The organism is Micromonospora qiuiae (assembly GCF_016863555.1).
Lineage (GTDB): Bacteria > Actinomycetota > Actinomycetes > Mycobacteriales > Micromonosporaceae > Micromonospora > Micromonospora qiuiae.
This window is the reverse complement of sequence record NZ_BOPC01000002.1, coordinates 1-25,256: the sequence shown is the minus strand read 5'-3', so window position 1 is coordinate 25,256 and position 25,256 is coordinate 1. Positions and strand designations below refer to the sequence as shown.

25 protein-coding genes are annotated in these 25,256 nt (G+C 70.3%); 14 read left to right on the top strand and 11 right to left on the bottom strand.

Translation table 11 applies throughout. From position 1 onward, the window contains the following. Positions 1-58 precede the first annotated feature (58 nt). Positions 59-3,577: a methionine synthase gene (gene metH, locus Vqi01_RS00325; RefSeq protein ID WP_204031793.1), complete on the top strand. Its 3,519-nt coding sequence runs from the start codon at positions 59-61 to the stop codon at positions 3,575-3,577. 305 nt (positions 3,578-3,882) lie between these two features. Here the strand turns inward: metH and Vqi01_RS00320 are convergent, their stop codons facing one another. Then, the gene (locus Vqi01_RS00320; RefSeq protein WP_204031791.1) at positions 3,883-4,467 is read right to left on the bottom strand and encodes a helix-turn-helix domain-containing protein; all 585 of its coding nucleotides are present in this window, start codon (positions 4,465-4,467) and stop codon (positions 3,883-3,885) included. Between the two features lie 104 nt (positions 4,468-4,571). Between Vqi01_RS00320 and Vqi01_RS00315 the strand changes: the two genes are divergently transcribed. Then, the gene (locus tag Vqi01_RS00315) at positions 4,572-4,760 is read left to right on the top strand and encodes a hypothetical protein (protein WP_204031973.1); all 189 of its coding nucleotides are present in this window, start codon (positions 4,572-4,574) and stop codon (positions 4,758-4,760) included. 58 nt (positions 4,761-4,818) lie between these two features. Here the strand turns inward: Vqi01_RS00315 and Vqi01_RS00310 are convergent, their stop codons facing one another. Beyond that, a complete protein-coding gene (locus Vqi01_RS00310; protein WP_204031789.1) occupies positions 4,819-5,007 on the bottom strand; it encodes a hypothetical protein in 189 nt (62 codons plus the stop codon). Between the two features lie 109 nt (positions 5,008-5,116). Here Vqi01_RS00310 and Vqi01_RS00305 point away from each other — a divergent pair, with 109 nt between their 5' ends. Then, positions 5,117-5,284 carry an FAD-binding protein gene (locus tag Vqi01_RS00305; protein WP_204031962.1) on the top strand — a complete coding sequence of 56 codons (168 nt, stop codon included), beginning with the start codon at positions 5,117-5,119 and terminating at the stop codon, positions 5,282-5,284. Positions 5,285-5,375: 91 nt separating this feature from the next. On the opposite strand, the gene Vqi01_RS00300 is transcribed toward Vqi01_RS00305, so the two are convergent. From Vqi01_RS00300 to Vqi01_RS00290, 3 genes are read right to left on the bottom strand one after another with little or no spacing between them, the layout of a single operon-like run. Then, entirely contained in the window at positions 5,376-5,876 is a 501-nt protein-coding gene (locus Vqi01_RS00300; RefSeq protein WP_239098081.1) for a polyketide cyclase, read from the bottom strand. 10 nt (positions 5,877-5,886) lie between these two features. Beyond that, positions 5,887-6,633, bottom strand: a complete 747-nt coding sequence (locus Vqi01_RS00295; protein WP_204031786.1) for a class I SAM-dependent methyltransferase — start codon at positions 6,631-6,633, stop codon at positions 5,887-5,889. 3 nt (positions 6,634-6,636) lie between these two features. Then, positions 6,637-7,227 carry a TetR/AcrR family transcriptional regulator gene (locus Vqi01_RS00290; RefSeq protein WP_204031784.1) on the bottom strand — a complete coding sequence of 197 codons (591 nt, stop codon included), beginning with the start codon at positions 7,225-7,227 and terminating at the stop codon, positions 6,637-6,639. A 351-nt stretch (positions 7,228-7,578) separates the two neighbouring features. On the opposite strand from Vqi01_RS00290, the gene Vqi01_RS00285 reads away from it, so the two are divergent. Both Vqi01_RS00285 and Vqi01_RS00280 read left to right on the top strand, forming a co-directional pair. Continuing rightward, positions 7,579-8,316, top strand: coding sequence for a neutral zinc metallopeptidase (locus Vqi01_RS00285; RefSeq protein WP_204031782.1), 738 nt, complete (start codon positions 7,579-7,581; stop codon positions 8,314-8,316). 112 nt (positions 8,317-8,428) lie between these two features. After that, complete coding sequence (locus tag Vqi01_RS00280; RefSeq protein WP_204031960.1) at positions 8,429-9,079, top strand: HAD family hydrolase; 651 nt, start codon at positions 8,429-8,431, stop codon at positions 9,077-9,079. Between the two features lie 120 nt (positions 9,080-9,199). On the opposite strand, the gene Vqi01_RS00275 is transcribed toward Vqi01_RS00280, so the two are convergent. From Vqi01_RS00275 to Vqi01_RS00255, 5 genes are all read right to left on the bottom strand, one after another. Further along, complete coding sequence (locus Vqi01_RS00275) at positions 9,200-11,755, bottom strand: ABC transporter permease (protein ID WP_204031781.1); 2,556 nt, start codon at positions 11,753-11,755, stop codon at positions 9,200-9,202. Next, positions 11,755-12,522 (bottom strand): ABC transporter ATP-binding protein, encoded by a 768-nt coding sequence (locus Vqi01_RS00270; protein ID WP_204031779.1) that lies wholly within the window; start codon positions 12,520-12,522, stop codon positions 11,755-11,757. The genes Vqi01_RS00275 and Vqi01_RS00270 overlap by 1 nt, the downstream gene beginning before the upstream one ends. Before the next feature lie 275 nt (positions 12,523-12,797). After that, positions 12,798-13,484: a response regulator gene (locus Vqi01_RS00265; protein WP_204031777.1), complete on the bottom strand. Its 687-nt coding sequence runs from the start codon at positions 13,482-13,484 to the stop codon at positions 12,798-12,800. A 27-nt stretch (positions 13,485-13,511) separates the two neighbouring features. Continuing rightward, positions 13,512-14,696: a sensor histidine kinase gene (locus Vqi01_RS00260; RefSeq protein ID WP_204031776.1), complete on the bottom strand. Its 1,185-nt coding sequence runs from the start codon at positions 14,694-14,696 to the stop codon at positions 13,512-13,514. Positions 14,697-14,773: 77 nt separating this feature from the next. Continuing rightward, on the bottom strand, positions 14,774-15,679 hold the full coding sequence (locus Vqi01_RS00255; protein ID WP_204031774.1) for a RecB family exonuclease: 906 nt from the start codon (positions 15,677-15,679) through the stop codon (positions 14,774-14,776). An 82-nt stretch (positions 15,680-15,761) separates the two neighbouring features. Here Vqi01_RS00255 and Vqi01_RS00250 point away from each other — a divergent pair, with 82 nt between their 5' ends. The 3 genes from Vqi01_RS00250 to Vqi01_RS00240 all read left to right on the top strand — a co-directional run bounded on the left by Vqi01_RS00250 (position 15,762) and on the right by Vqi01_RS00240 (position 18,556). Continuing rightward, positions 15,762-16,919 carry a site-2 protease family protein gene (locus tag Vqi01_RS00250; protein WP_204031772.1) on the top strand — a complete coding sequence of 386 codons (1,158 nt, stop codon included), beginning with the start codon at positions 15,762-15,764 and terminating at the stop codon, positions 16,917-16,919. Then, positions 16,916-17,911: a tRNA (adenine-N1)-methyltransferase gene (locus Vqi01_RS00245; RefSeq protein ID WP_372444281.1), complete on the top strand. Its 996-nt coding sequence runs from the start codon at positions 16,916-16,918 to the stop codon at positions 17,909-17,911. Before Vqi01_RS00250 ends, Vqi01_RS00245 begins: the two co-directional genes overlap by 4 nt. A gap of 72 nt (positions 17,912-17,983) precedes the next feature. Beyond that, on the top strand, positions 17,984-18,556 hold the full coding sequence (locus Vqi01_RS00240) for a hypothetical protein (RefSeq protein WP_204031770.1): 573 nt from the start codon (positions 17,984-17,986) through the stop codon (positions 18,554-18,556). Positions 18,557-18,568: 12 nt separating this feature from the next. Here the strand turns inward: Vqi01_RS00240 and Vqi01_RS00235 are convergent, their stop codons facing one another. Then, positions 18,569-18,862, bottom strand: a complete 294-nt coding sequence (locus Vqi01_RS00235) for a ferredoxin (protein ID WP_204031956.1) — start codon at positions 18,860-18,862, stop codon at positions 18,569-18,571. Positions 18,863-19,039: 177 nt separating this feature from the next. On the opposite strand from Vqi01_RS00235, the gene arc reads away from it, so the two are divergent. From arc to prcA, 6 genes are all read left to right on the top strand, one after another. After that, positions 19,040-20,821 (top strand): proteasome ATPase, encoded by a 1,782-nt coding sequence (arc, locus tag Vqi01_RS00230; RefSeq protein ID WP_204031768.1) that lies wholly within the window; start codon positions 19,040-19,042, stop codon positions 20,819-20,821. Between the two features lie 176 nt (positions 20,822-20,997). Then, positions 20,998-22,515, top strand: coding sequence for a depupylase/deamidase Dop (gene dop, locus Vqi01_RS00225; protein ID WP_372444280.1), 1,518 nt, complete (start codon positions 20,998-21,000; stop codon positions 22,513-22,515). Positions 22,516-22,636: 121 nt separating this feature from the next. Next, entirely contained in the window at positions 22,637-22,852 is a 216-nt protein-coding gene (locus tag Vqi01_RS00220) for a ubiquitin-like protein Pup (RefSeq protein ID WP_013734319.1), read from the top strand. Between the two features lie 101 nt (positions 22,853-22,953). Beyond that, entirely contained in the window at positions 22,954-23,451 is a 498-nt protein-coding gene (locus tag Vqi01_RS00215; RefSeq protein ID WP_239098080.1) for an endonuclease VII domain-containing protein, read from the top strand. Then, positions 23,370-24,209 (top strand): proteasome subunit beta, encoded by an 840-nt coding sequence (gene prcB / locus Vqi01_RS00210; RefSeq protein WP_204031765.1) that lies wholly within the window; start codon positions 23,370-23,372, stop codon positions 24,207-24,209. Before Vqi01_RS00215 ends, prcB begins: the two co-directional genes overlap by 82 nt. Before the next feature lie 61 nt (positions 24,210-24,270). Further along, positions 24,271-25,101 carry a proteasome subunit alpha gene (gene prcA, locus Vqi01_RS00205; protein WP_204031763.1) on the top strand — a complete coding sequence of 277 codons (831 nt, stop codon included), beginning with the start codon at positions 24,271-24,273 and terminating at the stop codon, positions 25,099-25,101. Positions 25,102-25,256: the final 155 nt, after the last annotated feature.

The following is a 25,256-nucleotide window of genomic DNA, read 5'->3' as shown; positions in this document are numbered from 1 at the left end:
TGTGGGACGGTGCGGCACCGGGGATCGCGGCGCCGCCGCGCGGACTAGCCTGAGGTACGTGCGGACTTCGTTGCTCGATGCGCTGGCAGACCGGATCCTCATCGCCGACGGGGCGATGGGGACAATGCTCCAGGCCGCCGACCTGACACTGGACGACTTCGACGGCCTCGACGGCTGCAACGAGATCCTCAACGTCACCCGCCCGGACGTGGTGCGGGGCGTGCACGAGGCGTACCTCGACGCCGGCGCGGACTGCGTCGAGACCAACACCTTCGGCGCAAACCTGGCCAACCTCGGCGAGTACGACATCCAGCACCGGATCCGGGAACTCTCCGCCGCTGGGGCCCGGATCGCCCGGGAGGCGGCCGACGCGTACGCCACGCCCGAACGCCCCCGCTTCGTCCTCGGCTCGATCGGCCCCGGCACGAAACTGCCCACCCTCGGCCACACCGCCTACGCGACGCTGCGGGACGCGTACCAGGAGAACGCCGCCGGCCTGATCGAGGGCGGCGCGGACGCCCTGATCGTGGAGACCTGCCAGGATCTGCTCCAGCTCAAGGCTGCCGTGATCGGCTCGCGCCGGGCCATGGCGGAGTTGGACCGCATGGTGCCGCTGATCTGCCACGTCACCGTGGAGACCACCGGCACCATGCTGCTCGGCAGCGAGATCGGCGCGGCGTTGACCGCGATCGAGCCGCTCGGCGTCGACCTCATCGGCCTGAACTGCGCCACCGGTCCGGCCGAGATGAGCGAGCATCTGCGCTACCTCTCCCAGCACGCCCGGGTGCCGCTGTCGGTGATGCCCAACGCCGGCCTGCCGCAGCTCACCGCCGACGGCGCGGTCTACCCGCTGACCCCGGTGGAGCTGGCCGACGCTATGGAGCGCTTCGTCACCGAGTACGGCGTGTCCCTGATCGGCGGCTGCTGCGGCAGCACCCCAGAGCACATCCGGGTGCTCGCCGAACGGCTGGGCGGCGCTGCGCCGGGCCCGCGCGAGCCGCGCACCGAGCCGGGTGTCTCCTCGATCTACCACCACGTGCCGTTCGCCCAGGACGCCAGCGTGCTGATGGTGGGGGAGCGGACCAACGCCAACGGCTCCAAGGCGTTCCGGGAGGCGATGCTCGCCGCCGACTGGCAGGCCTGCGTGGAGATCGCCCGCAGCCAGGCCCGCGACGGCTCGCACCTGCTGGACCTCTGCGTCGACTACGTGGGCCGCGACGGCACCACCGACATGCGCGAGCTGGCGGCGCGCTTCGCCACCGCCTCCACTCTGCCGATCATGCTCGACTCGACCGAGCCGGCGGTGATCGAGGCGGGGCTGGAGATGCTCGGCGGCCGGTGCGTGGTCAACTCGGTGAACTTCGAGGACGGCGACGGCCCCGGGTCGCGGTACGCGCGGGTGATGCCGGTGGTCGCCGAGCACGGCGCCGCCGTGGTGGCGCTGCTCATCGACGAGGAGGGCCAGGCCCGCACGAAGGAGTGGAAGGTACGAATCGCCGAGCGGCTGATCGCCGACCTCACCGGACGGTGGGGGATGCGCCGCTCCGACATCCTCATCGACGCGCTGACCTTCCCGATCGCCACCGGCCAGGAGGAGACCCGCCGCGACGGCATCGAGACGATCGAGGCGATCCGGGAGATCGCCCGCCGCTGGCCCGGGGTGAACTTCACCCTGGGCATCTCGAACGTCTCCTTCGGGCTCAACCCGGCCGCCCGGCAGGTGCTCAACTCGGTCTTCCTGCACGAGTGCGTGCAGGCCGGGCTCACCTCGGCGATCGTGCACGCCAGCAAGATCCTGCCGATGTCGAAGATCCCCGACGAGCAGCGCGAGGTCGCTCTCGACCTGATCTACGACCGCCGTCGCGACGGCTACGACCCGGTGCAGCGCTTCATCGAGCTCTTCGAGGGAGTCGACGCGGCCTCGGCGCGGGCGACCCGGGCCGAGGAGTTGGCCGCCCTGCCGCTGAACGAGCGGCTCAAGCGGCGGATCATCGACGGCGAACGCAACGGCCTGGAGGCCGACCTGGACGCGGCGATGGCCGCCGGCACGGCCCCGCTGGCCATCATCAACGACATCCTGCTGGACGGGATGAAGGTCGTCGGCGAGCTGTTCGGCTCCGGGCAGATGCAGTTGCCGTTCGTGCTGCAGTCCGCCGAGGTGATGAAGACCGCGGTGGCGTACCTCGAACCGCACATGGAGAAGGCCGACGACGACGAGGGCAAGGGCCGCATCGTGCTCGCCACGGTCAAGGGCGACGTGCACGACATCGGCAAGAACCTGGTCGACATCATCCTGTCCAACAACGGCTACGAGGTCGTCAACATCGGCATCAAGCAGCCGATTTCCGCCATCCTCGACGCCGCGGAGCAGCACCGCGCCGACGCCATCGGCATGTCGGGCCTGCTGGTCAAGAGCACGGTGGTGATGAAGGAGAACCTGGCCGAGATGGCTGCGCGCGGGGTCGCGGAGCGCTGGCCGGTCCTGCTCGGCGGTGCGGCGCTGACCCGGTCGTACGTCGAGGACGACCTGCGGTCGATGTTCCCCGGCCAGGTGCACTACGCCCGCGACGCCTTCGAGGGGCTGTCCCTGATGGACCGGGTGATGACGGCCAAGCGCGGCGGCGCGCCGGTGATCGACCCGGAGCGGGAGGTGGCCCTGGCGGCCCGGCGGGCCCGCCGGGAACGGCAGCGGGCCGTGGTCGCCGAGTCCCTGCCGGACCTGCATGACACCTCGGTGCGCTCCGCCGTCGCCGCCGACGTGCCGGTGCCGGCGGCACCGTTCTACGGGTCCCGGGTGGTCAAGGGTGTGCCGCTGGCCGACTACGCGGCGCTGCTGGACGAGCGGGCCACCTTCATGGGCCAGTGGGGGCTGCGGGGTGCGCGCGGCGGCAAGGGCCCGTCGTACGAGGAACTGGTGGAGACCGAGGGCCGGCCCCGGCTGCGCTACTGGCTGGACCGGCTGATCGCCGACCAGGTGCTGGAGGCGGCCGTGGTGTACGGCTACTTCCCGGCGTACTCCGAGGGCAACGACCTGGTGGTGCTGGACGAGAACGGGCACGCCGAGCGAGCCCGGTTCACCTTCCCCCGGCAGCGCCAGGAGCGGCGGCTCTGCCTGGCCGACTTCTTCCGCCCCCGAGGCGACGAGCTGGACGTGGTCGCGTTGCAGCTGGTCACCGTGGGCCAGCCGGTCAGCGAGTACGCGGCCAAGCTGTTCGCCGCTAACGAGTACCGCGACTACCTGGAGGTGCACGGGCTCTCCGTGCAGCTCACCGAGGCCCTCGCCGAGTACTGGCACAAGCGCGTCCGGGCCGAGTTGACTCTGCCCGACGGCCGTACCGTCGCCGACGACGACCCGGCGGACCTGGCCGGCCTGCTGCGCACCGACTACCGCGGCTGCCGGTACGCGTTCGGCTACCCGGCCTGCCCCGAGCTGGAGGACCGGGCGAAGATCGTGGAACTGCTCGGCGCCGAGCGGATCGGCGTGCAACTCTCCGAGGAGTTCCAGCTCATGCCGGAGCAGGCCACCGACGCCATCATCGTCCACCACCCCGAAGCCAGCTACTTCAACGCCAAGTGACGCCCGCCTTGATCGACTCCGTTTCGTCGGTATGGCGGTGTCCGATCGGGTCGGGACACCGCCATTACGGCGAAACGGCGATCTGGGGCGCGACGGGTGACCCGTTCTGCACGGCAAGTGATCTCGTGTTGCCGCCGGCTTGAGTGGGCACTGGGCCGGTGAGGTCTGCGAATGACACGCTAGCGGGGCACACAGGGGGCACATGACACGGTCAAGTCGTCAACCAGCCCTCAACGATGGCGCCGCTACCGGCAGTCGGGGACGCACCGGCACCCGAGAGGTCGCCTCGTCCCGCGAACCTCGTGCTACTCCGCCAACGTGTTGTACCGGTCGAGCGTCGCCTTGGACGTCGAGGCATCGCGAAAGACGAATTCCCACGGGCCGGTGTTCACGTCCATGTCCTTCGAGCCAGGCAGGCTGCGCGCGGTCAGTCGGTCGCCGTGCTGAAGCACGACCACGAAGTGCTGCCCGGCGAAGGAGTCCTCCCGACCGCTGGAGTAGTACTGGTAACGGCTGAGCCATACGCTTTCGTATGACTTGCGGGCCGTGGCTGGCCCGGGTGTTGGCGTTGGTGTGGCCAGGTTGGACATGGGAGATGCCAGGTCGTGGCCACCGTGCTGGTCGTCGGCGACATGGCCGCCGGGCACTGCGGCGAAGCCGAGCAGCGAGATGGGTAGGCCGGTGACGACCTCCAGCGCGCGGGCGTAGACGGGGCGGGGTGCGGCGATTGCGCCGGACTCCCATCGCTGGACGAGTCTCTTGTTGGCGTCGTTGGGCTCGCCGACGCGGTGGCCTGCGGCCTGGAGCGCGCGAGCGAAGTCGTCCTGGCTCATGCGCATTCCGATACGGACGGCACGCAGGGCGGTGTTCGGGACAGCCATGGCCGTCATCTATAGCGTTATGTCGCCTGTATGTCGCCAGTAATATTGAGGATTTGTCGTGTCTACTGTCGTCGCAGCCGGTGACATTTCGACGTCATTGTGGATGGCGCGCGATGGCAGAGCTTGCCACCGCGCTCCTGGTGATCGACGCCGCGGCGCTCCTCGGGCGGGACGCCCAGCCCGCCAACACCGCCGACCTTGCCGAGTCGATCGAATGTTTGATCCAGGATCGACTTCCGCCGGTGCCCGTGCCTGACCGGCACTGGTTCTTCGGCATGGAAGGTGGCCCGCGCATGCTGTGAGTGCAGCCCGCCGAGCTTGCCTTAATGATCGTTTCGGATCGATCACTTAGACCTCTCACTACGCGTCGCCGGCCGCCAGTCCCACGGCGAACGCGGCCAGGAAGTCCAGCAACTGACGCCGCGCGGCGGTCGTCGTGTGCTCCGGTTCGTTAAACAGCACGAACTGCGCTACAGAACCACTTCCTTCCGACGGAGCCGGAAAACAGGTTAAACGGGTCGCAGACTCCCCAGCCGACCAGTTTGACACGGCACCACTCCTTCAGGGACGACAATGGTGGGGCGGGGTGTTCGGCGTCTTGGTGAAATTCAGCGCCACAGTTCAATGCAATAAGTGATGTTGTTCAACTACAGGTGCCATCACCGCCGCGCGAAGAGGTCTTCGAGCCCTGGTGGTGGAAAAGGGCGCCTACTTCGGAGGCTCGACGGCAATGTCGGGCGGCGGCCTGTGGATGCCGAACAAAAAGATGTTGCAGAATGCAGGCGTCCAGGACACGAAGATCCTTGCCTTCGGAGCGGGGCGCTGACCGGGGCGGCGGGCGCGCTGACGCTGCGACGTCGCAGACGGATGGCATCGCAGACTATGCCGCCCATGTGAGCGACACGGCCACCGCTGACTCACGCGGCTGGCCCGTGCGGAGTGGCTGAGTTGGGCTCGGCGAGGTGTTTGAAGTTCAGCAGTTGCCGTCGGGCCATGACCAGGTCAGCGACGCAGATCCCGACGGCGAGCCAGCGGTTCGTCCGCATGACGACCTTGAGCAGCAGGCGGGTCGTGGCGTCCTCCTGTGGCACCAGGACGTACGACATGAAAGCACCCATGATCTCGGCGGTGAGCTGTGTGCCGGGCTCGACCGAGACGATCCGGCCCCGCTGTCGTCCGCCGGCGGTGGTGAACGGCTCCCCGACTCGCGGCTCGGGAAGGTTCAGCAGCCGTCGGGGCGAGCGGCGTCCGAGGTTGTCGACCCAGTCGTAGGAGTACGGCGCCAGCCGCACCTGGGCCACCCACGGCCACACCGCTGCGGCAGGGGCGTCCACCCGCACCCCTCGCCACGCCTGCAGGGTGGGCGAGACGACGAGGTCGTCGCAGGGGTAGCGGCGCAAGGTCTCGCGCTCGGTCACGCCCCAGCGGTCACCGAGCATGCTTCGGCCGTCCCGGTCTTCCGAGCACCAGCGTGGTGCGCAGGTCGAGCACGACGGTGCCGCCGAAGTCGTCGACCAGCCGGCTCAGCGCGGCCAGGCCATGCTGTTGCTGCTCCGGCGGCCGGGTGAGGTACGGGCCGAAGGTGCGGATCAGGGCGAGGTAGCGCTGCTTGTCCAGCGGCAGGGCGCGCCGGAACACCTGCTTGCGTACGTCGGTGAACTCGCCGTGGGTGAGGACGTCCTGGTGGAACCAGTCCGCGGGCCGTTCCCGGACGCTCGGGTCGACGCTGTGCAGCGCGGCCTGGATCGCGGCGTCCTGATCAGGGTCGGCGTAGTCGTAGCGGTGCCCGAAGATCGCCAGGGTGCCGGCCGGTGCGAGGGCTCGCCGGGCGCGGGTGTTGCGGGTGGCCGGGTCCAGCCAGTGCCAGGCCATCGCGCAGGCCAGCAGGCCGACCCCGCCGACGGGCGGGGACCACTGTTCGAAGGTGACGGCGTCGACGCGGGCGGCGGGGAAGCGGCTGGCCAGCCGGGCGGCCAGCCGTGGGTCCGGCTCGACGCACGTCAACGGTGCGCCGATGCGGGCGAGCACCTCGGTGCCCTTGCCCGTGCCGGCGCCGATCTCGACAACCGATGCGGGCGGGCCGCCGTGGTAGGCGACGATCGCGTCGGCGATGTCCGGCGGATAGCCGGGCCGGGTGCTCTCGTACAGGTCGGCCACCTGTCCGAAGACATCCATCGGTCACTCCTCTCCGGTGGCGCGGACGCCGGGGGTGGCGGCACCTTCCGCCGTCGCCGCACCCGCCCGCAGCAGGTCGATGGCGGCCTGGCTGCCGTTGGTCAGATCGACGCCGAGCGCCTGCAACATCACCACGAGCGCGCCGAGCGCCAGCGTGCCGCGCAGCTGCTGCGCTCCGGCTCCGGAGAGGCGTTCGGCCTCGTGCAGAATGCCGCCGAGCAGGGCCCGGCAGCGCGCCGCGACCACTTCGTCGGCGCGTGCCGCCGCGCATGCCTGCAACCACAGGCCGGTGACGACGCCGTCGGCGATCATGGCCCGGAAGTCGGCGCGTATCGCCGGCAGCGGGTCCGCCGCGTGGCCGGCGGCTGCCTGCCGCATCGCCCGCAGGATGCGGGCCTCCAACTCGTCGAGACAGGCCAGGAAGAAGGCGCGCTTACTGCCGAACAACCGGAAGACGTACGGCTGGGACACGCCCATCCGGTCGGCCACCTGCTGCACGGACGCGGTCGTCAGGCCGTGGTCCGCGAAGACCTGCATGCCGATGTCGACCGCGTCTGCACGTCGCCGTGGGGCGGTACTGCGTTGGATCGTCACCACCGCAGCTTTACAGTAGTAACCACTTACAAACAAGGCGCCGAACGTAGGAAGACTCCGTTTCCGAATCCGATGGCGGCCGGACAGTCGCAGGCCGAGGTGTACGCGGCGCTGTCCGCGGCCCTGAACACGCCGAGCGTCTGGGATCGGCGTGATGCGCCGGCTCGTACGTCGGCATCACCGTGCGCGCGCGGGTGCCGCGCAGCCGGAGGCCCGCTGCGGCGTTCGCCGGGGACGGGTCGGCGCGTACGCCTGAACCGGTCGGGGTGGTGCGGCGTATCAGACGGCGACGGGCGTGGCGGCCGTACCGTTGGGGTACTGGTTCCGGCATCGCCAAGGTGGGAGGACGCGGTGGCGGCAGGTGCGCGAGGGCGACGTCGGGGAAGGCTCGCCGGCCTGGCGGTGGCGTTGGTGGCGGCGGCTGCCTGCATGGTCGAGCCGGTGGGAGGCCCGGCGACCCCGACCGAGCCCCGGCAGCCCGCGTCGCCGACCGGCGAGGTGATCCGGGCCGACGGCACCGACACCGTCGAGGAGTTCCGGCAGGACATGGCCGACGCCCAGCGGCTCGCGGAACGGTACTGGGCCGAGCAGTTCGAGTCCTCCGGGCAGTCCTTCCGCCCGATTCGGCGGGTCATCCCGTACCAGCGCGACGGCGAGGTCTCCTGCGGCGGGCAGGAGGTGCCTCGCAACAACGCGGTCTACTGCACCGTCAGCGACTTCATCGCGTACGACATCAACTGGTCCTTCGGGGCGTTCCGGCAGATCGGCGACGCGTTCGTGTTCTATCTGCTCGGGCACGAGTACGCCCACGGCATCCAGACCCGGCTCGGCATCCGCTACAACTTCACCGTCCAGCAGGAGTTGCAGGCCGACTGCATGGCCGGGGCGTACCTCGGCGACTCGGTACGCGCCGGGCGGCTCACTCTCGACGACGGTGACCTCGAGGAGTTCAACGAGGGGTTGCTGGCCGTCGGCGACGACCCGGGCCAGCCGTGGTTCGCCGAGGGCTCGCACGGCACCCCGGAGCAGCGGGCCGAGGCGTTCTTCCGCGGCTACGAACGGTCGCTGGCGGCCTGCGGCCTGAGTTGACGGAGGTCACTGGGGCCGGCACCGCGCGGCGCGGCTTCCGGGGCGACTGGCATGATCGCCCGTTTAGGGTGAAGCCGAGGAGGATCCGGTGTCCAGCCACCACCCCGCCGCCGTGCTCTTCGACATGGACGGCACCCTGGTCGACAGCGAACGGCTCTGGGACGTCGCGTTGGTCGAACTAGCGCAGACGTACGGCGGCACCCTTTCCGCCGCCGCCCGCCGCGCGATCGTCGGCACCGCCATGGCCGAGTCGATGCGCATCCTGCACGACGACATCGGGCAGCCGCACCGCGACCCGGACATCAGCGCCGCCTGGGTCAACGCCCGGATTCTGGAGCTGTTCCGCGGCGGGTTGCGGTGGCGCCCGGGGGCGCTGGCGCTGCTCCGTGCGGTCCGGCAGGCGCGGATTCCGACCGCCCTGGTCACCTCCAGCGGCCGGGCACTGGTTGAGATCGCCCTGGACACGTTGGGCCGGGACAGCTTCGACGTGGTGGTCTGCGGCGACGAGGTCGACTCGGCCAAGCCGCATCCGGAGCCCTACCTCACGGCCGCGCGACTGCTCGGGGTGCCGATCGACCGGTGCGTCGCGATCGAGGACTCACCGACCGGGGTGGCCAGCGCGGTCGCGGCCGGGGCGGCGGTGCTGGCCGTACCGGCGGAGGTGCCGCTCACGCCCCGCGACGGCGTGCACCAACTGGAGAGCCTGCTCGCCGCCGACCTGGACCTGCTGGCCGGGCTGCTGCGTCCCACACCCACCAGGTGATTGTCGTTCCCACACCCACCGGGTGAGCGTCGTTCCCGCACCCACCGGGTGAAGTGTTAAGAAGGGCCCCCTTTACTACGCCAGGCGTTAAAAGGGGGCCCTTCCTTGCACACTTACATCTCAGTCGTGGGCGATGGCGCCCAGGACGTTGATGCGGGCGGCGCGGATGGCCGGCACGAGCGCGGCGACCACGCCGATCAGCGCGGCGAGGCCGAGGAAGACGCCCATCTGGCCCCAGGGCAGCACCAGCTTGTTGATGCCCTCGTCCCGCAGGGCCTCGACCACCGCGGCGCCGAGTCCGGCGCCGACGACCACGCCGAGCAGCGCGCCGAACACCGAGATCACCACCGCTTCCACGGTGATCATGCCCATGGTCTGCGACCGGCGCAGACCGATGGCGCGCAGCAGGCCCAACTCGCGGGTCCGCTCCAGCACCGACAGGGCCAGCGTGTTGACGATGCCGAGTACGGCGATCACGATGGCCAGCGCCAGCAGGATGCGGATCATCGTGAGCAGACTGTCGAGCTGTCCGCTCTGCTGCTCGATGAAGGCGTTCAGGTCGACCACCGACACCTCGGGGCTGTCCGCCAGCAGCGCCTCGACACGCGGCTGCACGTCGGCGACCGGGGTGCCCGCCTCCAGTTGGACGAAGCCCTGGATGGGCTGCGGGATGGTGAAGTTGCGGGCGGCCTCGGTCGGCAGCACCATCTGCACGCCGGTGAACAGCGGCGAGTCCTCGAAGATGCCGGTCACCGTGTAGGTGGCCACCTCGCCCCGGGCCAGCTGCACCGGCGCGGTCGAGCCGACCGACAGTCCGCGCGCCTGCGCGGTGTTCGCGCTGACCAGCATCTGGCCCGCTCCCAGCCGGTCGATGTCACCGGCGGTGGAGGTCAGACTGTAGACCTGGCGCAGCGCGGACGGTTCCGTCACGGCCCCGACGTAGGTGCGCTCGTCGCCGACCATCGCCATGTCTCCGTAGAGGCCGTCGGCGATCCGGACCCCGGGGATCTTCTTCGCCTCGGCCAGCACCGCCGGGTCGAACGTCGGCGGACGGGGACCGGTCTGCACCCCGGAGATCACCAGTTCGGCCTTCACGGTGTCCCGGGCCAGGCCGCTGATGCTGCTCTTGGTCGAGTCCAGGATCACCGTGATGCCGGTGACCAGCGCGATGCCGACCATCAGCGCGGCGGCGGTGATCGCCGTCCGGCGCGGGTTACGCCCGGAGTTCAGCCGTCCCAGCTTGCCCGGCACCCAGCCGGAGAAGACCGCGCCGAGCGCCGCCACCACCGGCTTGCTGATCAGCGGCGTCAGCAGGGCCACGCCGATGAACGAGAACAGCACGCCGCCGAGGATGGTGGCCAGGGTGTTGCCACCCGCGTGCCCGCCCAGACCGAGGAAGAGCAAGGTGGCGCCGACCGCCGTCACCAACGCGCCGGCGACGGTCACCTTGGTCAGCGGCCGGTCCGGGGTGGCCACGTCCTGCATCGCCGCGATCGGAGGGATCCGCGCGGCGCGCAGCGCCGGCAGCAGCGCCGCCAGGATGGTGATCACCAGGCCGACACCGAACGCGCCGATCACCGCCGACGCGGGTACGCCCACCCCGGCCAGGCTCATGCCACCGGCGACGGTGCTGAACAGGTACGCCAGCAGGGCCCCGATCCCGATGCCGGCGGCCAGGCCGAGCACCGAGGCGATCAGGCCGATCGCGATCGCCTCCAGCACCACCGAGCCGATGACCTGCTTGCCGCTGGCGCCGACGGCCCGCAGCAACGCCAGTTCCCGGGTGCGCTGCGCCACGATGATCGAGAAAGTGTTCAGGATCAGGAACGTGCCGACCAGCAACGCCACCGCGGCGAAGCCGAGCAGGATCCGGTTGAAGAAGGACAGCGCCTCCTTCAGCCCGGCGGCGGCGTCGGCGGAGAGCTGCTCACCGGTCTTGACCACGTAGTCGTCGCCGACCGCGGCGGCCACCGCATCGCGCAGCGACTCGTCGGAGACGCCCGACGCGGCGGTCACCACGATGCTGTTGAAGACGTCTGGTTCACCGAGCATCAGCCGCTGAGCGGTCGGCGTGGTGAACATCACCTCGTTGGCGCCGCCTATGGAGTCCCGGTCGCCGCTGTAGCCGAACACACCGACGATGGTGAAGTCCTGCCGCGGCCCCAGGGTGAGCACGCCCACCCGGTCACCGACGGAGACCTTGCCGGCGGTCGCCAGACCCTTGTTGATCACGATTTCGTCGTCGGCCTGAGGTTCCCGGCCCTCGCGCAACTGCAGCAGGTCGCTCTCGCCGAGCCAGTTGCCGCCGAGCTGCGGCGGCCCGAAGGAGCCGACCACCTTGCCGTTGCTACCGATCAGGCGGGCGCCGTCGGCGGCCACCACGCCGGTGGCCTCGGCCACCCCGGGCACCGCCCGAACCGTCTCCACCATGGTCGCCGGGAAGGGCGTCTGGACCTGCTCGCCCTCCATCTCGTTGACCGCGAGCTTCGGCTTCGCGGCCACGTTGACGTCGACGTCCTCGTACGCCTCGGCGAAGATCTGGTCGAAGGTGCGGCCCAGGGTGTCGGTGAGGACGAAGGCGCCGGAGACGAACATGACGCCGAGCACCACGGCCAGGCCGGACAGGATCAGCCGGACCTTGCGGGCCAGCAGGCTTTTCAGTGTCGCCCGGAACATCAGCCGGCCACCTCGGCGGGAGTGTCCAGCTTCTTCATCGTGTCCAGCACCGTCTCGGCGGTCGGCTCGATCAGCTCGGAGACGATCTGCCCGTCGGCGAGGAAGACCACCCGGTCGGCGTACGCGGCCGCCGTCGGGTCGTGGGTCACCATGACGATCGTCTGGCTGTGCTGCCGCACCGAGTTACGCAGGAAGTTCAGCACCTCCGCGCCGGAGCGCGAGTCCAGGTTGCCGGTCGGCTCGTCGGCGAAGATCACCTCGGGGCGGGCCACCAGCGCCCGGGCGCACGCCACCCGCTGCTGCTGGCCGCCGGAGAGCTGCGCCGGCCGGTGGCCCAGCCGGTCCCGCAGCCCCACCGTGTCGATCACGATGTCGTACCAGGCCGGGTCCGGCTTGCGCCCGGCGATCGACAGCGGCAGCAGGATGTTCTCCTTGGCCGTCAGGGTCGGCAGCAGATTGAACTGCTGGAAGATGAAGCCGACCTTGTCGCGGCGCAGCTTCGTCAGGCCCGCGTCACCGAGACCGGTGACCGTGGTGTCGCCGACCTGCACCGTCCCCCGGGTCACCGTGTCCAGCCCGGCCAAACAGTGCATCAGCGTCGACTTGCCGGACCCGGACGGGCCCATGATCGCGGTGAACCGTCCGCGCTCGAACTCGGCGCTCACCCCCCGCAACGCGATGACCTGCGCCTCGCCGCTGCCGTACACCTTCCAAACGTCGCTCGCGCGGGCTGCGGCCGATGCCGACTGGCCTGTCGTAGCGGTCACGTTGTAAACCTCTCCGTCGCTGTCGAATCGCGCCGCCCCCGTTTGGTCCGGCACGAGTCCCATCATCTGTTCCGCCGGAGGCGGCTCCGTCCGACTCCGGGCGGAGCCGAGGCGGATTTCCGGCTGCGGGTACCCCCCACGCAAAGTCAGGGTTGTCCCCGACCAACGCCGGCCACGTCACCGGCCGACGACAGGATGTTGCACCCTCCCGTCACTGGAGGGTCAACCGCATTACGCGGCTGGTCGTCACGGTAGGTGATGGAGGCAACGTCCCGTCATGCGCCCGGGCGGACCAGACCCGTCTCGTACGCCAACACCACCGCCTGCACCCGGTCCCGCAACCCGAGCTTGGTAAGCACGTGCCCGACGTGGGTCTTGATCGTGGTCTCGCTCACCGACAGCGCCCGCGCGATCTCGGCGTTGGACAGCCCTCGGGCGACCTGCACCAGCACCTCACGCTCACGGTCGGTCAGCGTGCTCAGCGCCTTCGGTGGCGACGTCGCCGGGTCGGGCAGCGCGTCGGCGAAACGGTCCAGCAGCCGGCGCAGGATCCGCGGGGCCACCACCGCGTCGCCCCCGGCCACCGTGCGGATCGCCGTGACCAGGTCCTCGGCCGGCACGTCCTTGGCCAGGAAACCACTCGCCCCGGCCCGCAACGCCCCCACCACGTACTCGTCCAGGTCGAAGGTGGTCAGGATGAGCACCCGCACCGGCAGCCGCGCGTCGACGATGGCGCGGGTGGCGCTCACCCCGTCCATCCGGGGCATCCGGATGTCCATCAGCACCACGTCCGGCAGCAGCCGGCGGGACAGCTCCACCGCCTCCACCCCGTCGCCGGCCTCGGCCACGATGTCCAGATCCGGCTCGGCGCCGAGCACCATCCGGAATCCGGTACGCAACAGCGGCTGATCGTCGACGAGCAGGATGCGTACGGGCCGCGTCGGCGCCGTCCGGTCGGCCATCTGATCCTCCACGTCTCGCGAACCCGCTCACTCGGCCAGCGGCTCGATCGGAACCCGCGCGTACACCCGGTAACCGCCACCGGCTCGCGGACCGGTCCGCAGGACACCACCGTAAAGCCCGACCCGCTCCCGCATCCCGACCAGGCCGTGCCCGACCCGGTCGGTGTCGGGCAACGGGCCCCGGCCGGTGTCGGTGACCTCGACCTCGACGGCGTCGTCGGCGAAGCTGAGCCGCACCTGCGCGGTGGCCGTGCCGGCATGCTTGAGCGCGTTGGTCAACGCCTCCTGCACGATCCGGTACACGGTCAGCGCCTCGCCCTCCTCCAACGGACCGGGAGTGCCCGCCACGGACAGCGTCACCGGCAGCCCGGCCTCGCGCACCTGTTCGGCCAGCGCCTCGATGCCGGCGATGCCCGGCTGCGGCGCCAGCTCGGCGGCCGGCTCAGCCTCGGTGCGCAGCACGTCGAGCAGCCGGCGCAGCTCACGCAAGGTCGCCCGACTGGTCTCCTCGATGGTGCCGATCGCCTCGTCGGCGGCGTCCGGGTCCCGGCGCAGCACCCGCCGCACGCCGGTGGCGAGCACCCCCATCACGCTGACATGGTGCGCCACCACGTCGTGCAGCTCCCGGGCGATGCGCCGCCGCTCGTCGGCGACCGCCTGCTCGGCCAGGGCACGCTGGTTAGCCTCGGCGACCCGGGCCCGCTCCCGCAGCGCCTGGGTCGAGGACCGCCGCGCGTGCACCGTACGGCCCACCGAGAACGACACGATCCCCACCAGCAGGTTGTTCGCCACCAGGTAGGCCGCGCTGATCTGCGGCAGGTCCTCGGCCCCCGCCAGCGTGCTGGCCGCCGCCACCGGCACCCACAGCAGCACCGCGGCCAGCAGCGCCGGACGCACCGGACGGTACGCGGCCATCGTGTAGGTGAGCGCGATGAAAGTGAGACCTTGCGTTGCCGGCGTCACCTGCAGCGCGACGGGCAGGACCAGGGTCGCCAGCGCGGCCAGCACGGCGGTCCACGGCGCCACCCGACGCAGCACGGCCGGCGCCGCGCAGAGCAGGCTCCAGCCCAGCGCCGCCGACAGTGGCCGGGGCCAGAACTCCCTCGGGGTCAGCAGGGTGAACACGACCTCACCCAGGACCAGCCCGACGGCCAGCAGCACGTCACCGGCCAGCGGACGTCGGCGCAGCCACTCCCTCAGCTCCGTACCCACGTCACGACGCTAGCCGTCCCCAGCCGGGAAAGATCGTCTTGCGAGGTGAGTCGGCTCTCCTCCCTGGGGAGGAGGTGCTACTCGTCGGCGCCCGGCTGAGTCGGGCGGGACCGCGCGTCGCGCGGCGCCGGCACCTGCTCGGGGAAGGGCGGCGGGGTGCCGCCGTAGCTGGGACAGTGCGCCTGATGGCTGCACCAGTCGCAGAGCCGGCTCGGCCGAGGCCGGAAATCCCGCGCGGCGGTCGCCTGCTCGATCGCCCGCCACAACGCCACCACCGTGCGCTCGAAGCGCACCAGCTCCTCGGCGTCCGGGGTGTAGTCGCACACCTCGGCGTCGCGCAGATAGAGCAGGCGCAGCACCCGGGGCACCACCCCACGGGTGCGCCACAGCACCAGCGCATAGAACTTCAGCTGGAACAGCGCCCGGGCTTCGAACGCCTCCCGAGGCGCCCCGCCGGTCTTGTAGTCCACCACCCGCAGCGCGCCGTCCGGGGCGACGTCGAGCCGATCGAGGTAGCCCCGGATCAGCAACTCGTCGTCGACCACAGCCGAAATCAGGCTCTCCCGCTCGGCGGGCTCCAGCCGGCGCGGATCCTCCACCGCGAAGTAGCCCTCCAGCAGCGCCGCCGCCGAGCGCAGGAACTCGGCCACGTCGACCGACCCGCCCGCCTCGAACAACCCGGCCAGCTCCGGCTGCTCGGTGACCAGCCGCTCCCACTGCGGGGCGACCAGGTCAGCGGCTGCCGCCGGGGTGCGCCCGGCCGGCGGCAGGTCGAACAGCCGCTCCAGCACGGCGTGCACCAGCGTGCCGCGCACCTGTTCGACGGTGGGACGCTCGGGCAGGCGGTCGATGCTGCGGAACCGGTAGAGCAGCGGACAGGTCTTGAAATCCGCGGCCCGCGACGGCGACAGCGAAGCCCGCACCGTCGCCGGTAGCTCAGTCGGAGTCGGAGCCTGCCCAACGATCACCGGATCCGCCGTCATGCCCCGAAGCGTAGGGCACCGGTGTGACAGCACGACCGCCGCCGCACCGGTACGTGATCTCCCGCCGCGTAGCATCAGCCCGATGGAACGCAGCAGTCGACCGCGGCCGGCCCGCCGCCCCAACCTACGGGTAGGTCGCGTCTTCGGGGTGCCGCTGTACCTGAACGCCTCGATCCTGCTGCTCGCCCTGCTGATCATCGTGCTCTACGGCGAACTGGCCGGCCAGCGGTTGCAACTGCCCGCGGCCGGCGGCTACCTGGTCGGCGCCGGCTTCGTCGTCTCGCTGCTCGGCTCGGTGCTGGCCCACGAACTCGGCCACGCCCTCACCGCCCGGCACTTCGGCATCGGCGTACGGGGCATCACCCTGGAACTGCTCGGCGGGTACACCGAGATGGACCGGGACGCACCCACACCTCGGGTGGACCTGCTGGTCTCGTTGGCCGGCCCGGCGGTCTCCGCGGTGCTCGGCGTGGCCGCGGTCGGCGCGATGCTGGCCCTGCCCGACCGCACCGTGGCCGACCAACTCGCCTTCCAACTGGCGGCGAGCAACATCATCGTCGCGCTGTTCAACAGCCTGCCCGGGCTGCCGCTGGACGGCGGGCGGGCGCTGCGCGCCGTGCTGTGGGCGCTCACCCGGGACCGGCACCGGGCCACCGAGGTGGCCGGCTGGGCGGGCCGCATCCTCGCGGTCGGCACCGCGCTGGCGGTCACCGTGCTCTACGCGATCGACGCGCTGAGCCTGCTGGCGCTGCCGCTGATGGCGCTGGTCGCGCTCACCCTCTGGCACGGCGCCGGACAGTCGATCAGACTGTCCCGGATCACCCGTCGGCTTCCGCTGGTCGACCTGGCCCGACTGGCCCGCCCGGCCCTCGCCGTGCCCACCGGCACCCCGCTGGCCGAAGCGCAGCGCCGGGGTGCCGAGGCGGAGGCGGCCGCCGGCCACACCGTCGCGCTGCTGGTGACCGATTCGGCCGGCCGCCCGGTGGCCGTCGTCGACCCGGCCGCCGTGGCGGCCGTACCGCCGGCCCGGCGGCCCTGGCTCTCCGTCGACACGGTTGCCCGCTCCGTCACCGACCTGCCGACGATCCCGGTGGCCACCAGCGGAGAACAGGTGCTGGAATCCGTGCAGGCCCACCCGGTCGCGCAGTACCTCGTGACGGCAGGCGAAGATGTGATCGGCATTCTGCACATCGCGGATCTGGCGCAACTGCTCGAACCTCACCGGAAGATGAACACGTGACCGTTACCCACTCGACCTCGGCCGCCCCGGGCACCGCTTCGCCCAACGAGACACCGGAGCTGCCCGCCGTACGCCGCGGGCCGTTCCGGCCCGGCGACCGGGTGCAGCTGACCGACCCCAAGGGACGGATGCACACGGTCACCCTCCAGGCGGGCAAGGCGTTCCACACCCACCGGGGCATCCTCGAGCACGACGCGCTGATCGGCCTGCCCGACGGCAGCGTCGTCACCACCTCCGGCGGCGGCACCCCGTTCCTGGCGCTGCGCCCGCTGCTGTCGGACTACGTGCTCTCGATGCCCCGCGGCGCCCAGGTGATCTACCCCAAGGACGCGGCGCAGATCGTCACCATGGGCGACATCTTCCCCGGCGCCAAGGTGCTGGAGGCCGGCGCCGGCTCCGGCGCGCTGAGCTGCTCGCTGCTGCGCGCGGTGGGCACCGGCGGTGAACTGCACTCCTACGAGCTGCGCGAGGACTTCGCCCAGATCGCCCGGCGCAACGTCGAGGCGTTCTTCAACGGACCGCATCCGGCATGGCGACTGCACGTGGGCGACGTCGCCCAGTGCACGGAGACGGGTTTCGACCGGATCATCCTGGACATGCTGACCCCGTGGGAGAACCTCGACATGGTCGAGCGGGCCCTGCTGCCCGGCGGCGTGTTCATTGGCTACGTGGCCACCACCCCGCAGCTGTCCGAGCTGGTCGAGGCGCTGCGGGAGCGTGGCGGCTGGACCGAGCCGCGGGCCTGGGAGTCGCTGGTGCGGGACTGGCACGCCGAAGGGCTGGCCGTCCGACCCGATCATCGGATGGTCGCCCACACCGCCTTCCTCGTCTCCGCGCGTAAGCTCGCACCGGGAGTCACCGCCCCGCCGCGCCGACGCAAGCCCAGCAAGGGCACCGAGGCGTACGCACAACGCCGGCAGGCGCTACGCGAGGCGGAGGCGGCCCGGCAGCAGGCGACGGGCGACGGTGCCCAGGAGGCGGACAGGCCGTGACGGCGGAAGGGGACAGCTGGTCGTGAACGGGCTGATCCTTCGGGCGGGTCGGCGGTGCTCAGGGGTCACCGCATGAGCCGTCCCGGATTCGGCGGCGGTGACCTGCCCGCGGTCTTTCCCGACTGGTCGCCCTACACCGACCTAGAATCGGCGGCGCGGGCCTACCTGCGGGACCCGGACGTCGCCCTGGAGGCGCTCGGTGGCGTGCTGCGCGGGGCGTCGGTGCTCGGCTTCACCCTGGAACGCTTCGTCAACGAGGTCAACGGGGTGTGGCAGGAGGTCGTCGTCTGCGACGGCAGCCGGCTGGTGCTGTGGCACGGCGAGGACGTGCCGGCGTCAGAGGGGCCGCCCGGCTCGATGACCTCCTCGCTACGGGTGGTGCCGGTCTCCTCGATCACCGAGGTCGGCTGCCGCCGCCGGCTGTTCCGCCACGACAACGGCGAGATCCGGGTCGACAGCATCGACGTCTACCTGCTGCTGACCTCGCTCGACGAGACCCCGCCCGGCGAGGAGGTCGTCGGCGCGCCGCGGCACGACGCGTTGCGGTTCGGCAAGACCCTCGACGACGGTGGCGCCGGCCAGATCGCCCGGCTGGAGGAGTTCGCCCGGCTGGTCGCCTCCGTGGTCGGCCGCCCGCTGCTCTGAGCTTCCCGGCGGTCAGTCCTCGGCGTCCGGCCCGGCCACCTCGACGCCGTCGCTGCCCCGCACCACGTGGATGCACTCGCCCGGGCACTCCTTCGCCGAGTCGATCACCTCGAGGCGCAGGTGCTCCGGCACCTCCACCCGCTGCCCCGGTGCCTGCCGCAGCTCGCCGTCGGGACCCTTGACGTACGCCAGGCCGTCGACGTCGAACTCGAAGACCTCCGGCGCGTACTGCACGCAGAGCCCGTCGCCCGTGCAGAGGTCCTGGTCCACCCAGACCTGCAGCTGATCGGTCGCGACCTCGGCCACCGGTGCACCCCCCATGTTCTCCCGTCCCACCCCCCGACGGTACCCGAATGCCCGTACCCGCCCGCCAACCCACCCTGGCGATCAAGCTTCGGTGACGGGCGCGTTGCGGAGGACCGAATCGGCCTCATAGCGGCTAGTGTTAGGTCAGAACGTTCAAGCCCCCCGGGGAGGTGGGACGTGGCACGCAGCGACGACGCGGACTCGCGCGCCGCACGGTGGGAGAAGGAGGCCCACGATCTCTCCACGCAGGTCGCGTTCCTTCAAGAGGAACTCGCTCTGGTGCGGCGCAAGTTGACCGAAAGCCCCCGACACGTGCGGCAGCTCGAGGAGCGGCTGGCCGCCACCCAAGCGCAGTTGGCGCGCCTGACCGAGAACAACGAACGGCTCGTGAGCACCCTCAAAGAGGCTCGCGCGCAGATCGTGACGCTCAAAGAGGAAATCGATCGTCTCGCCCAGCCACCGAGTGGCTACGGCATCTTCCTGGCCCGGCACGACGACGGCACGGTCGACGTCTTCACCGGCGGACGGAAGCTGCGCGTGGCCGTCTCACCCTCGCTCGACGCGGGTGAGCTCCGGCGCGGCCAGGAGGTCCTGCTCAACGACGCGCTCAACATCGTCGACGCGTTCGGCTACGAGCGGGTCGGCGAGGTGGTCATGCTCAAGGAGGTGCTGGCGGGCCCCGACGGCGCTCCGGGCGACCGGGCGTTGGTGGTCTCGCACTCCGACGAAGAGCGGATCGTGCACCTGGCCGAGACCCTGATCGACAGTTCGATCCGGGCCGGCGACTCGCTCATGATCGAACCGCGATCGGCGTACGCGTACGAGCGGATCCCGAAGAGCGAGGTCGAGGAACTGGTCCTGGAGGAGGTGCCGGACGTCGACTACACCGACATCGGCGGCCTCCACGCCCAGATCGAGCAGATCCGGGACGCGGTCGAACTCCCGTTCCTGCACGCCGACCTGTTCCGGGAGCACCAACTGCGCCCGCCCAAGGGGATCCTGCTCTACGGCCCGCCCGGCTGCGGCAAGACGCTGATCGCCAAAGCGGTCGCCAACTCGCTGGCCAAGAAGATCGCCGAGCGGCGGGGCGAGGAGAAGCACACCAGCTTCTTCCTCAACATCAAAGGCCCCGAGCTGCTCAACAAGTACGTCGGCGAGACCGAGCGGCACATCCGGCTGATCTTCCAGCGAGCCCGCGAGAAGGCCGGAGAGGGCACCCCCGTCATCGTCTTCTTCGACGAGATGGACTCCGTCTTCCGCACCCGTGGCTCCGGTGTCTCCTCCGATGTGGAGAACACCATCGTGCCGCAGCTCCTCAGCGAAATCGACGGCGTGGAAGGGCTGGAGAACGTCATCGTCATCGGCGCCTCCAACCGGGAGGACATGATCGACCCCGCGATCCTGCGCCCCGGCCGGCTCGACGTGAAAATCAAGATCGAGCGCCCGGACGCCGAGGCGGCCAAGGACATCTTCTCCAAGTACATCCTTCCCGGGCTGCCGCTGCACGCCGACGACCTGACCGAGCACGGCGGCGACGCCCAGGCCACCGTCGCCGCAATGATCGACGCGGTGGTCCTGCGGATGTACTCGGAGACCGAGGAGAACCGCTTCCTGGAGGTCACCTACGCCAACGGTGACAAGGAAGTCCTCTACTTCAAGGACTTCAACTCCGGCGCGATGATCCAGAACATCGTCGACCGGGGCAAGAAGATGGCCATCAAGGAATTCCTCACCTCCGGCCGCAAAGGGCTGCGCCTACAGCACCTGCTCGACGCCTGCGTCGACGAGTTCCGCGAGAACGAGGACCTGCCCAACACCACCAACCCCGACGACTGGGCCCGCATCTCCGGCAAGAAGGGCGAGCGGATCGTCTACATCCGCACGCTCGTCTCCGGCGGCAAGGGCGCCGAGGCCGGTCGCTCCATCGAGACCGCCAGCAACACCGGCCAGTACCTCTGACCGACGCGCCGGAAGGGCCCGTGACGCATCCCGTCACGGGCCCTTCCGCCTACGCACCGAGCAACCCCGCGACGACCGGGGCGACCCGCGCCGGGCCCGCCACGCCCCCGCTCGCCCCAGCGCGGACTACGCTCGACGTGACGGGGACCGGTCGGGCAAACGAAGCGGGTAGGTCGATGAGCGTAAGACGGATCATGGGCACCGAGGTCGAGTACGGCATCTCCGTGCCCGGTCAAGCCGGTGCCAATCCGATGGTCACCTCGTCCCAGGTGGTGAACGCCTACGGCGCCCGCCCGGAACTCAACCGGGGCGGCCGGGCCCGCTGGGACTACGAGGAGGAGTCCCCGCTGCGCGACGCGCGGGGCTTCACCTACTCCGGCGCCGCGTACGACCCGGCCGAGGCGCTCGTCGACGAGGACCTCGGCCTGGCCAATGTCATCCTCACCAACGGGGCGCGGCTCTATGTCGACCACGCCCACCCCGAGTACTCCACACCCGAGGTGACCAACCCGCGTGACGTCGTCCGCTGGGACAAGGCGGGGGAGCGGGTGATGGCGGAGGCGGCGCGTCGGGCCGCGACCATTCCCGGTACCGCGCCGATCCAGCTCTACAAGAACAACACCGACAACAAGGGCGCCAGCTACGGCGCTCACGAGAACTACCTGATGCGCCGGCAGACGCCGTTCGCCGACATCGTCGCGTACCTGACGCCGTTCTTCGTGACCCGGCAGATCGTCTGCGGTGCCGGACGGGTCGGCATCGGCCAGGACGGCGGCCAGAGCGGCTTCCAGATCTCCCAGCGCGCCGACTTCTTCGAGGTCGAGGTCGGCCTGGAGACCACCCTCAAGCGGCCGATCATCAACACTCGCGACGAGCCGCACGCCGACGCGGACAAGTACCGCCGACTGCACGTCATCATCGGCGACGCCAACCTTTCGGAGATCTCCACCTACCTGAAGGTGGGCACCACCGCGCTGATCCTCACCATGATCGAGGAAAAGGCACTCGGCCCCGACCTCGGCATCGCCGACCCGGTCGGGGAGCTGCGCGCGGTCAGCCACGACCCGTCCCTGACGCACCGGATGCGGCTGCGCGACGGGCGCCGACTGACCGCGCTGGACGTGCAGTGGGCGTACCTGGAGCGGGTGCGCGCGTTCGTCGACGACCGCTACGGCAGCGACGTCGACGAGCAGACCGCCGACGTGCTGGACCGGTGGGAGGCCGTGCTGGACCGGCTCGGGCGCGATCCCATGCTCTGCGCCGACGAGCTGGACTGGGTGGCCAAGCTGCGTGTGCTGGAGGGCTACCGGGAGCGGGAGAAGCTCGGCTGGGGCTCGCACAAGCTCCAGCTGGTCGACCTCCAGTATTCCGACGTGCGGCCGGAGAAGGGGCTCTACCACCGGTTGGTCTCCCGTGGGTCGATGAAGACGCTGCTGACCGACGAGGAGAGCCGCACGGCGATGACCGATCCGCCGGAGGACACCCGGGCCTACTTCCGGGGCCGCTGCCTGGCGCAGTTCGCCTCCGAGGTGGTTGCCGCCAGTTGGGACTCGGTCATCTTCGATGTGGGGCGGGAGTCGCTGGTGCGGGTGCCGATGATGGAGCCCGAACGCGGCACCAAGCGGCACGTCGGGGCGCTGTTCGACCGCTGCGAGAGCGCCAAGGACCTGCTGGAGACTCTGACCGGCGGCTGAGCGATCGATCATCGGGTGGATGGATGTCGCCTGCGCGCCGGCTTCCGTACCGGCGCGCGGCGGGCGTTTCGTCGTTGCCGCGAGGTAAGTTCATCGTAGGGAGATCGTGGAGGAGGCAGCAGTGGCCACTCGTGACAGCGGCGGTCAGTCGCAGTCGGGCAAGTCCCGCCAGGGCGAAGAGGTCGAGGACGTCACCGTCGAGGCGAATCCGGAGGTCGCCGAGCGGCACGCCGAGATCACCGAGGACGTCGACGACCTGCTCGACGAGATCGACTCCGTCCTCGAGGAAAATGCAGAAGAATTCGTGAGAGGATACGTGCAAAAGGGAGGTCAGTGACCATACCGGGTCAAATCGGACATAGCGGACTTGCGGGATGGCGGGGATGGTCGGCGGCGCTGCCGTGACTGCGGGGAGTGAAGCTTCAGCACGGCCGGGAGGTGAAGCCAGCGAGAGAGGTGGCTGACGGGCACCGATTCTGTGCGGACTGTGGCAGCGTCAAACCGCTGGCCGAGTTTCCCCGCAACCGCGCCGACAGTTCGGGCTACGCGACCTACTGCCAGCCCTGCCACAACACTCGGACGCGGGAGACGAAGCAGCGGCTCTATGGCGGTAACCGCGAGTACCACCTGCGGCAGTGGTACGGCATCGGGCAGAAAGAGGTCGATGAGCTGCTGGCCGAGCAGGGTGGAGTCTGCGCGGTCTGCGGTGACCCCGATCCGGAACATGTGGACCACGATCATCGCACCGGGTGGGTGCGCGGGATACTCTGCTTCAACTGCAACGGTGGTCTTGGCCAGTTCCGTGACAGTCCGACGAGGCTGGCCCGGGCCATCACGTACCTGAGAGGAACCACGTGGCAGCGGGTTTTGATCCATCCGGGCGTCTACCAGATGTGTTCACCAACGCGGGGACGTCCTCCTTCACCTCGTTCTTGAGCAAGGTGGCCCCCGAGTTGCTGCCCGGCCGTCGGCCGCTGCCGCCGGGCATGGCCGCCGACCTGGCCCCGCACGCCACCACGATCGTGGCCATCGCCGCCGCCGGTGGCGTGGTGATGGCCGGCGACCGGCGGGCGACCATGGGCAACCTGATCGCCCAGCGGGACATCGAGAAAGTGCACCCGGCCGACGCGTACTCGCTGGTGGGCATTGCCGGCACCGCCGGCGTCGGCATCGAGCTGATGCGGCTGTTCCAGGTGGAGCTGGAGCACTACGAGAAGATCGAGGGCGCGATGCTCTCGCTCGACGGCAAGGCCAACCGGCTCGCCTCGATGATCCGTGGCAACCTGGGTGCGGCGATGCAGGGGTTGGCCGTGATCCCGCTGTTCGCCGGCTTCGACCTTGCCGCGAAGGACCCGGCGCGGGCCGGGCGGATCTTCAGCTTCGACGTGACGGGTGGCCCGTACGAGGAGACCGGCTACGACGCGATCGGTTCGGGTTCGCTGTTCGCCAAGTCGGCGCTGAAGAAGCGGTTCCGCGCCGGGCTTTCGGTGGACGACGCGGTACGGCTGGCGGTGGAGGCGCTCTACGACGCGGCCGACGACGACACCGCGACCGGTGGACCCGACCTGAGTCGGCGGATCTTCCCGGTGGTGATGACCGCGACGGCGGAGGGGACGTACCGGCTGACCGACGCGGAGACGGCGGCGATCGGCGAGAGCGTGGTCGCCGGCCGCATGGAGAATCCGGGCGGCTGAGCCGCCCGCCCGTACTGATCCCGCAGTTGCCCAGCACAGCGCCTGAAGGAGAGCCGCCGTCGTGGCCATGCAGTTCTACGCCTCGCCCGAACAGATCATGCGCGACCGTTCCGAGCTGGCCCGTAAGGGCATCGCCCGGGGGCGTAGCGCGGTGGTCCTGAGTTATGCCGGCGGGGTCCTCTTCGTCGCGGAGAATCTTTCCAGCGCTCTGCACAAGGTCAGTGAGATTTACGACCGGATCGGGTTCGCCGCGGTCGGCAAGTACAACGAGTTCGAGAACCTGCGCCGGGCCGGCGTGCGGATGGCCGATCTGAACGGCCTGAGTTACGACCGCCGGGACGTCACGGGCTTGGCGCTGGCCAACGCGTACGCGCAGACTCTCGGCGCCATCTTCACCGAGCAGTCGAAGCCGTTCGAGGTGGAGATCTGCGTGGCTGAGGTGGGTGCCACTCCCGATGAGGACTCCCTTTACCGGAACACCTACGACGGTTCGGTGACCGACGAGCCGGGCCGGATGGCGATGGGCGGGCAGGCCGATGCGATCTCCGGGGTGCTGAAGTCGAACCACCGACCGGACATGTCGCTCGGCGAGGCGGTGAAGGTGGCGGTGCAGGCGTTGAGCAGTGTCGGTGGCGAGGGTGGTGCCGCCCGGACGATCGCCGCCAACCAGTTGGAGGTGGCGGTACTGGACCGCAACCGGGTGGGGCGTACGTTCCGGCGGATCACCGGGGCGGCGTTGACCGCGCTGCTCGACGGTGACCCGGCGGGTGAACCCGCGTCCGAGGCCGGCCGGGAGAAGACGCCGACCACCCCGACCGAGGAGGCGCACAAACCGACCACCTCGGCAGGCTCCGCGGACCTCGAGGACAAGCCGGGCGACAAGTCCGCCTGACGCTTTCCACTCAGCCCCGGGCCGCAGCGAACGGGCTGTGCCCGGGGCTGTGCCATGCCCGCCCCGTGCCATGCCTGCGCGATCTTGCACTTTTGGTCGCTGAGATGCACGTTTTGTGGCTTTCACCCCGACGAAAAGTGCATGATCGCCGCGGT

Excerpts from the sequence above, each read along its gene's own strand:
- Vqi01_RS00320 (WP_204031791.1), bottom strand. The coding sequence starts at position 4,467 with ATGACGGCCATGGCTGTCCCGAACACCGCCCTGCGTGCCGTCCGTATC.
- Vqi01_RS00315 (WP_204031973.1), top strand. The coding sequence starts at position 4,572 with ATGGCAGAGCTTGCCACCGCGCTCCTGGTGATCGACGCCGCGGCGCTC.
- Vqi01_RS00295 (WP_204031786.1), bottom strand. The coding sequence starts at position 6,633 with ATGGATGTCTTCGGACAGGTGGCCGACCTGTACGAGAGCACCCGGCCC.
- Vqi01_RS00275 (WP_204031781.1), bottom strand. The coding sequence starts at position 11,755 with ATGTTCCGGGCGACACTGAAAAGCCTGCTGGCCCGCAAGGTCCGGCTG.
- Vqi01_RS00265 (WP_204031777.1), bottom strand. The coding sequence starts at position 13,484 with ATGGCCGACCGGACGGCGCCGACGCGGCCCGTACGCATCCTGCTCGTC.
- Vqi01_RS00255 (WP_204031774.1), bottom strand. The coding sequence starts at position 15,679 with ATGACGGCGGATCCGGTGATCGTTGGGCAGGCTCCGACTCCGACTGAG.
- Vqi01_RS00250 (WP_204031772.1), top strand. The coding sequence starts at position 15,762 with ATGGAACGCAGCAGTCGACCGCGGCCGGCCCGCCGCCCCAACCTACGG.
- Vqi01_RS00240 (WP_204031770.1), top strand. The coding sequence starts at position 17,984 with ATGAGCCGTCCCGGATTCGGCGGCGGTGACCTGCCCGCGGTCTTTCCC.
- dop (WP_372444280.1), top strand. The coding sequence starts at position 20,998 with ATGAGCGTAAGACGGATCATGGGCACCGAGGTCGAGTACGGCATCTCC.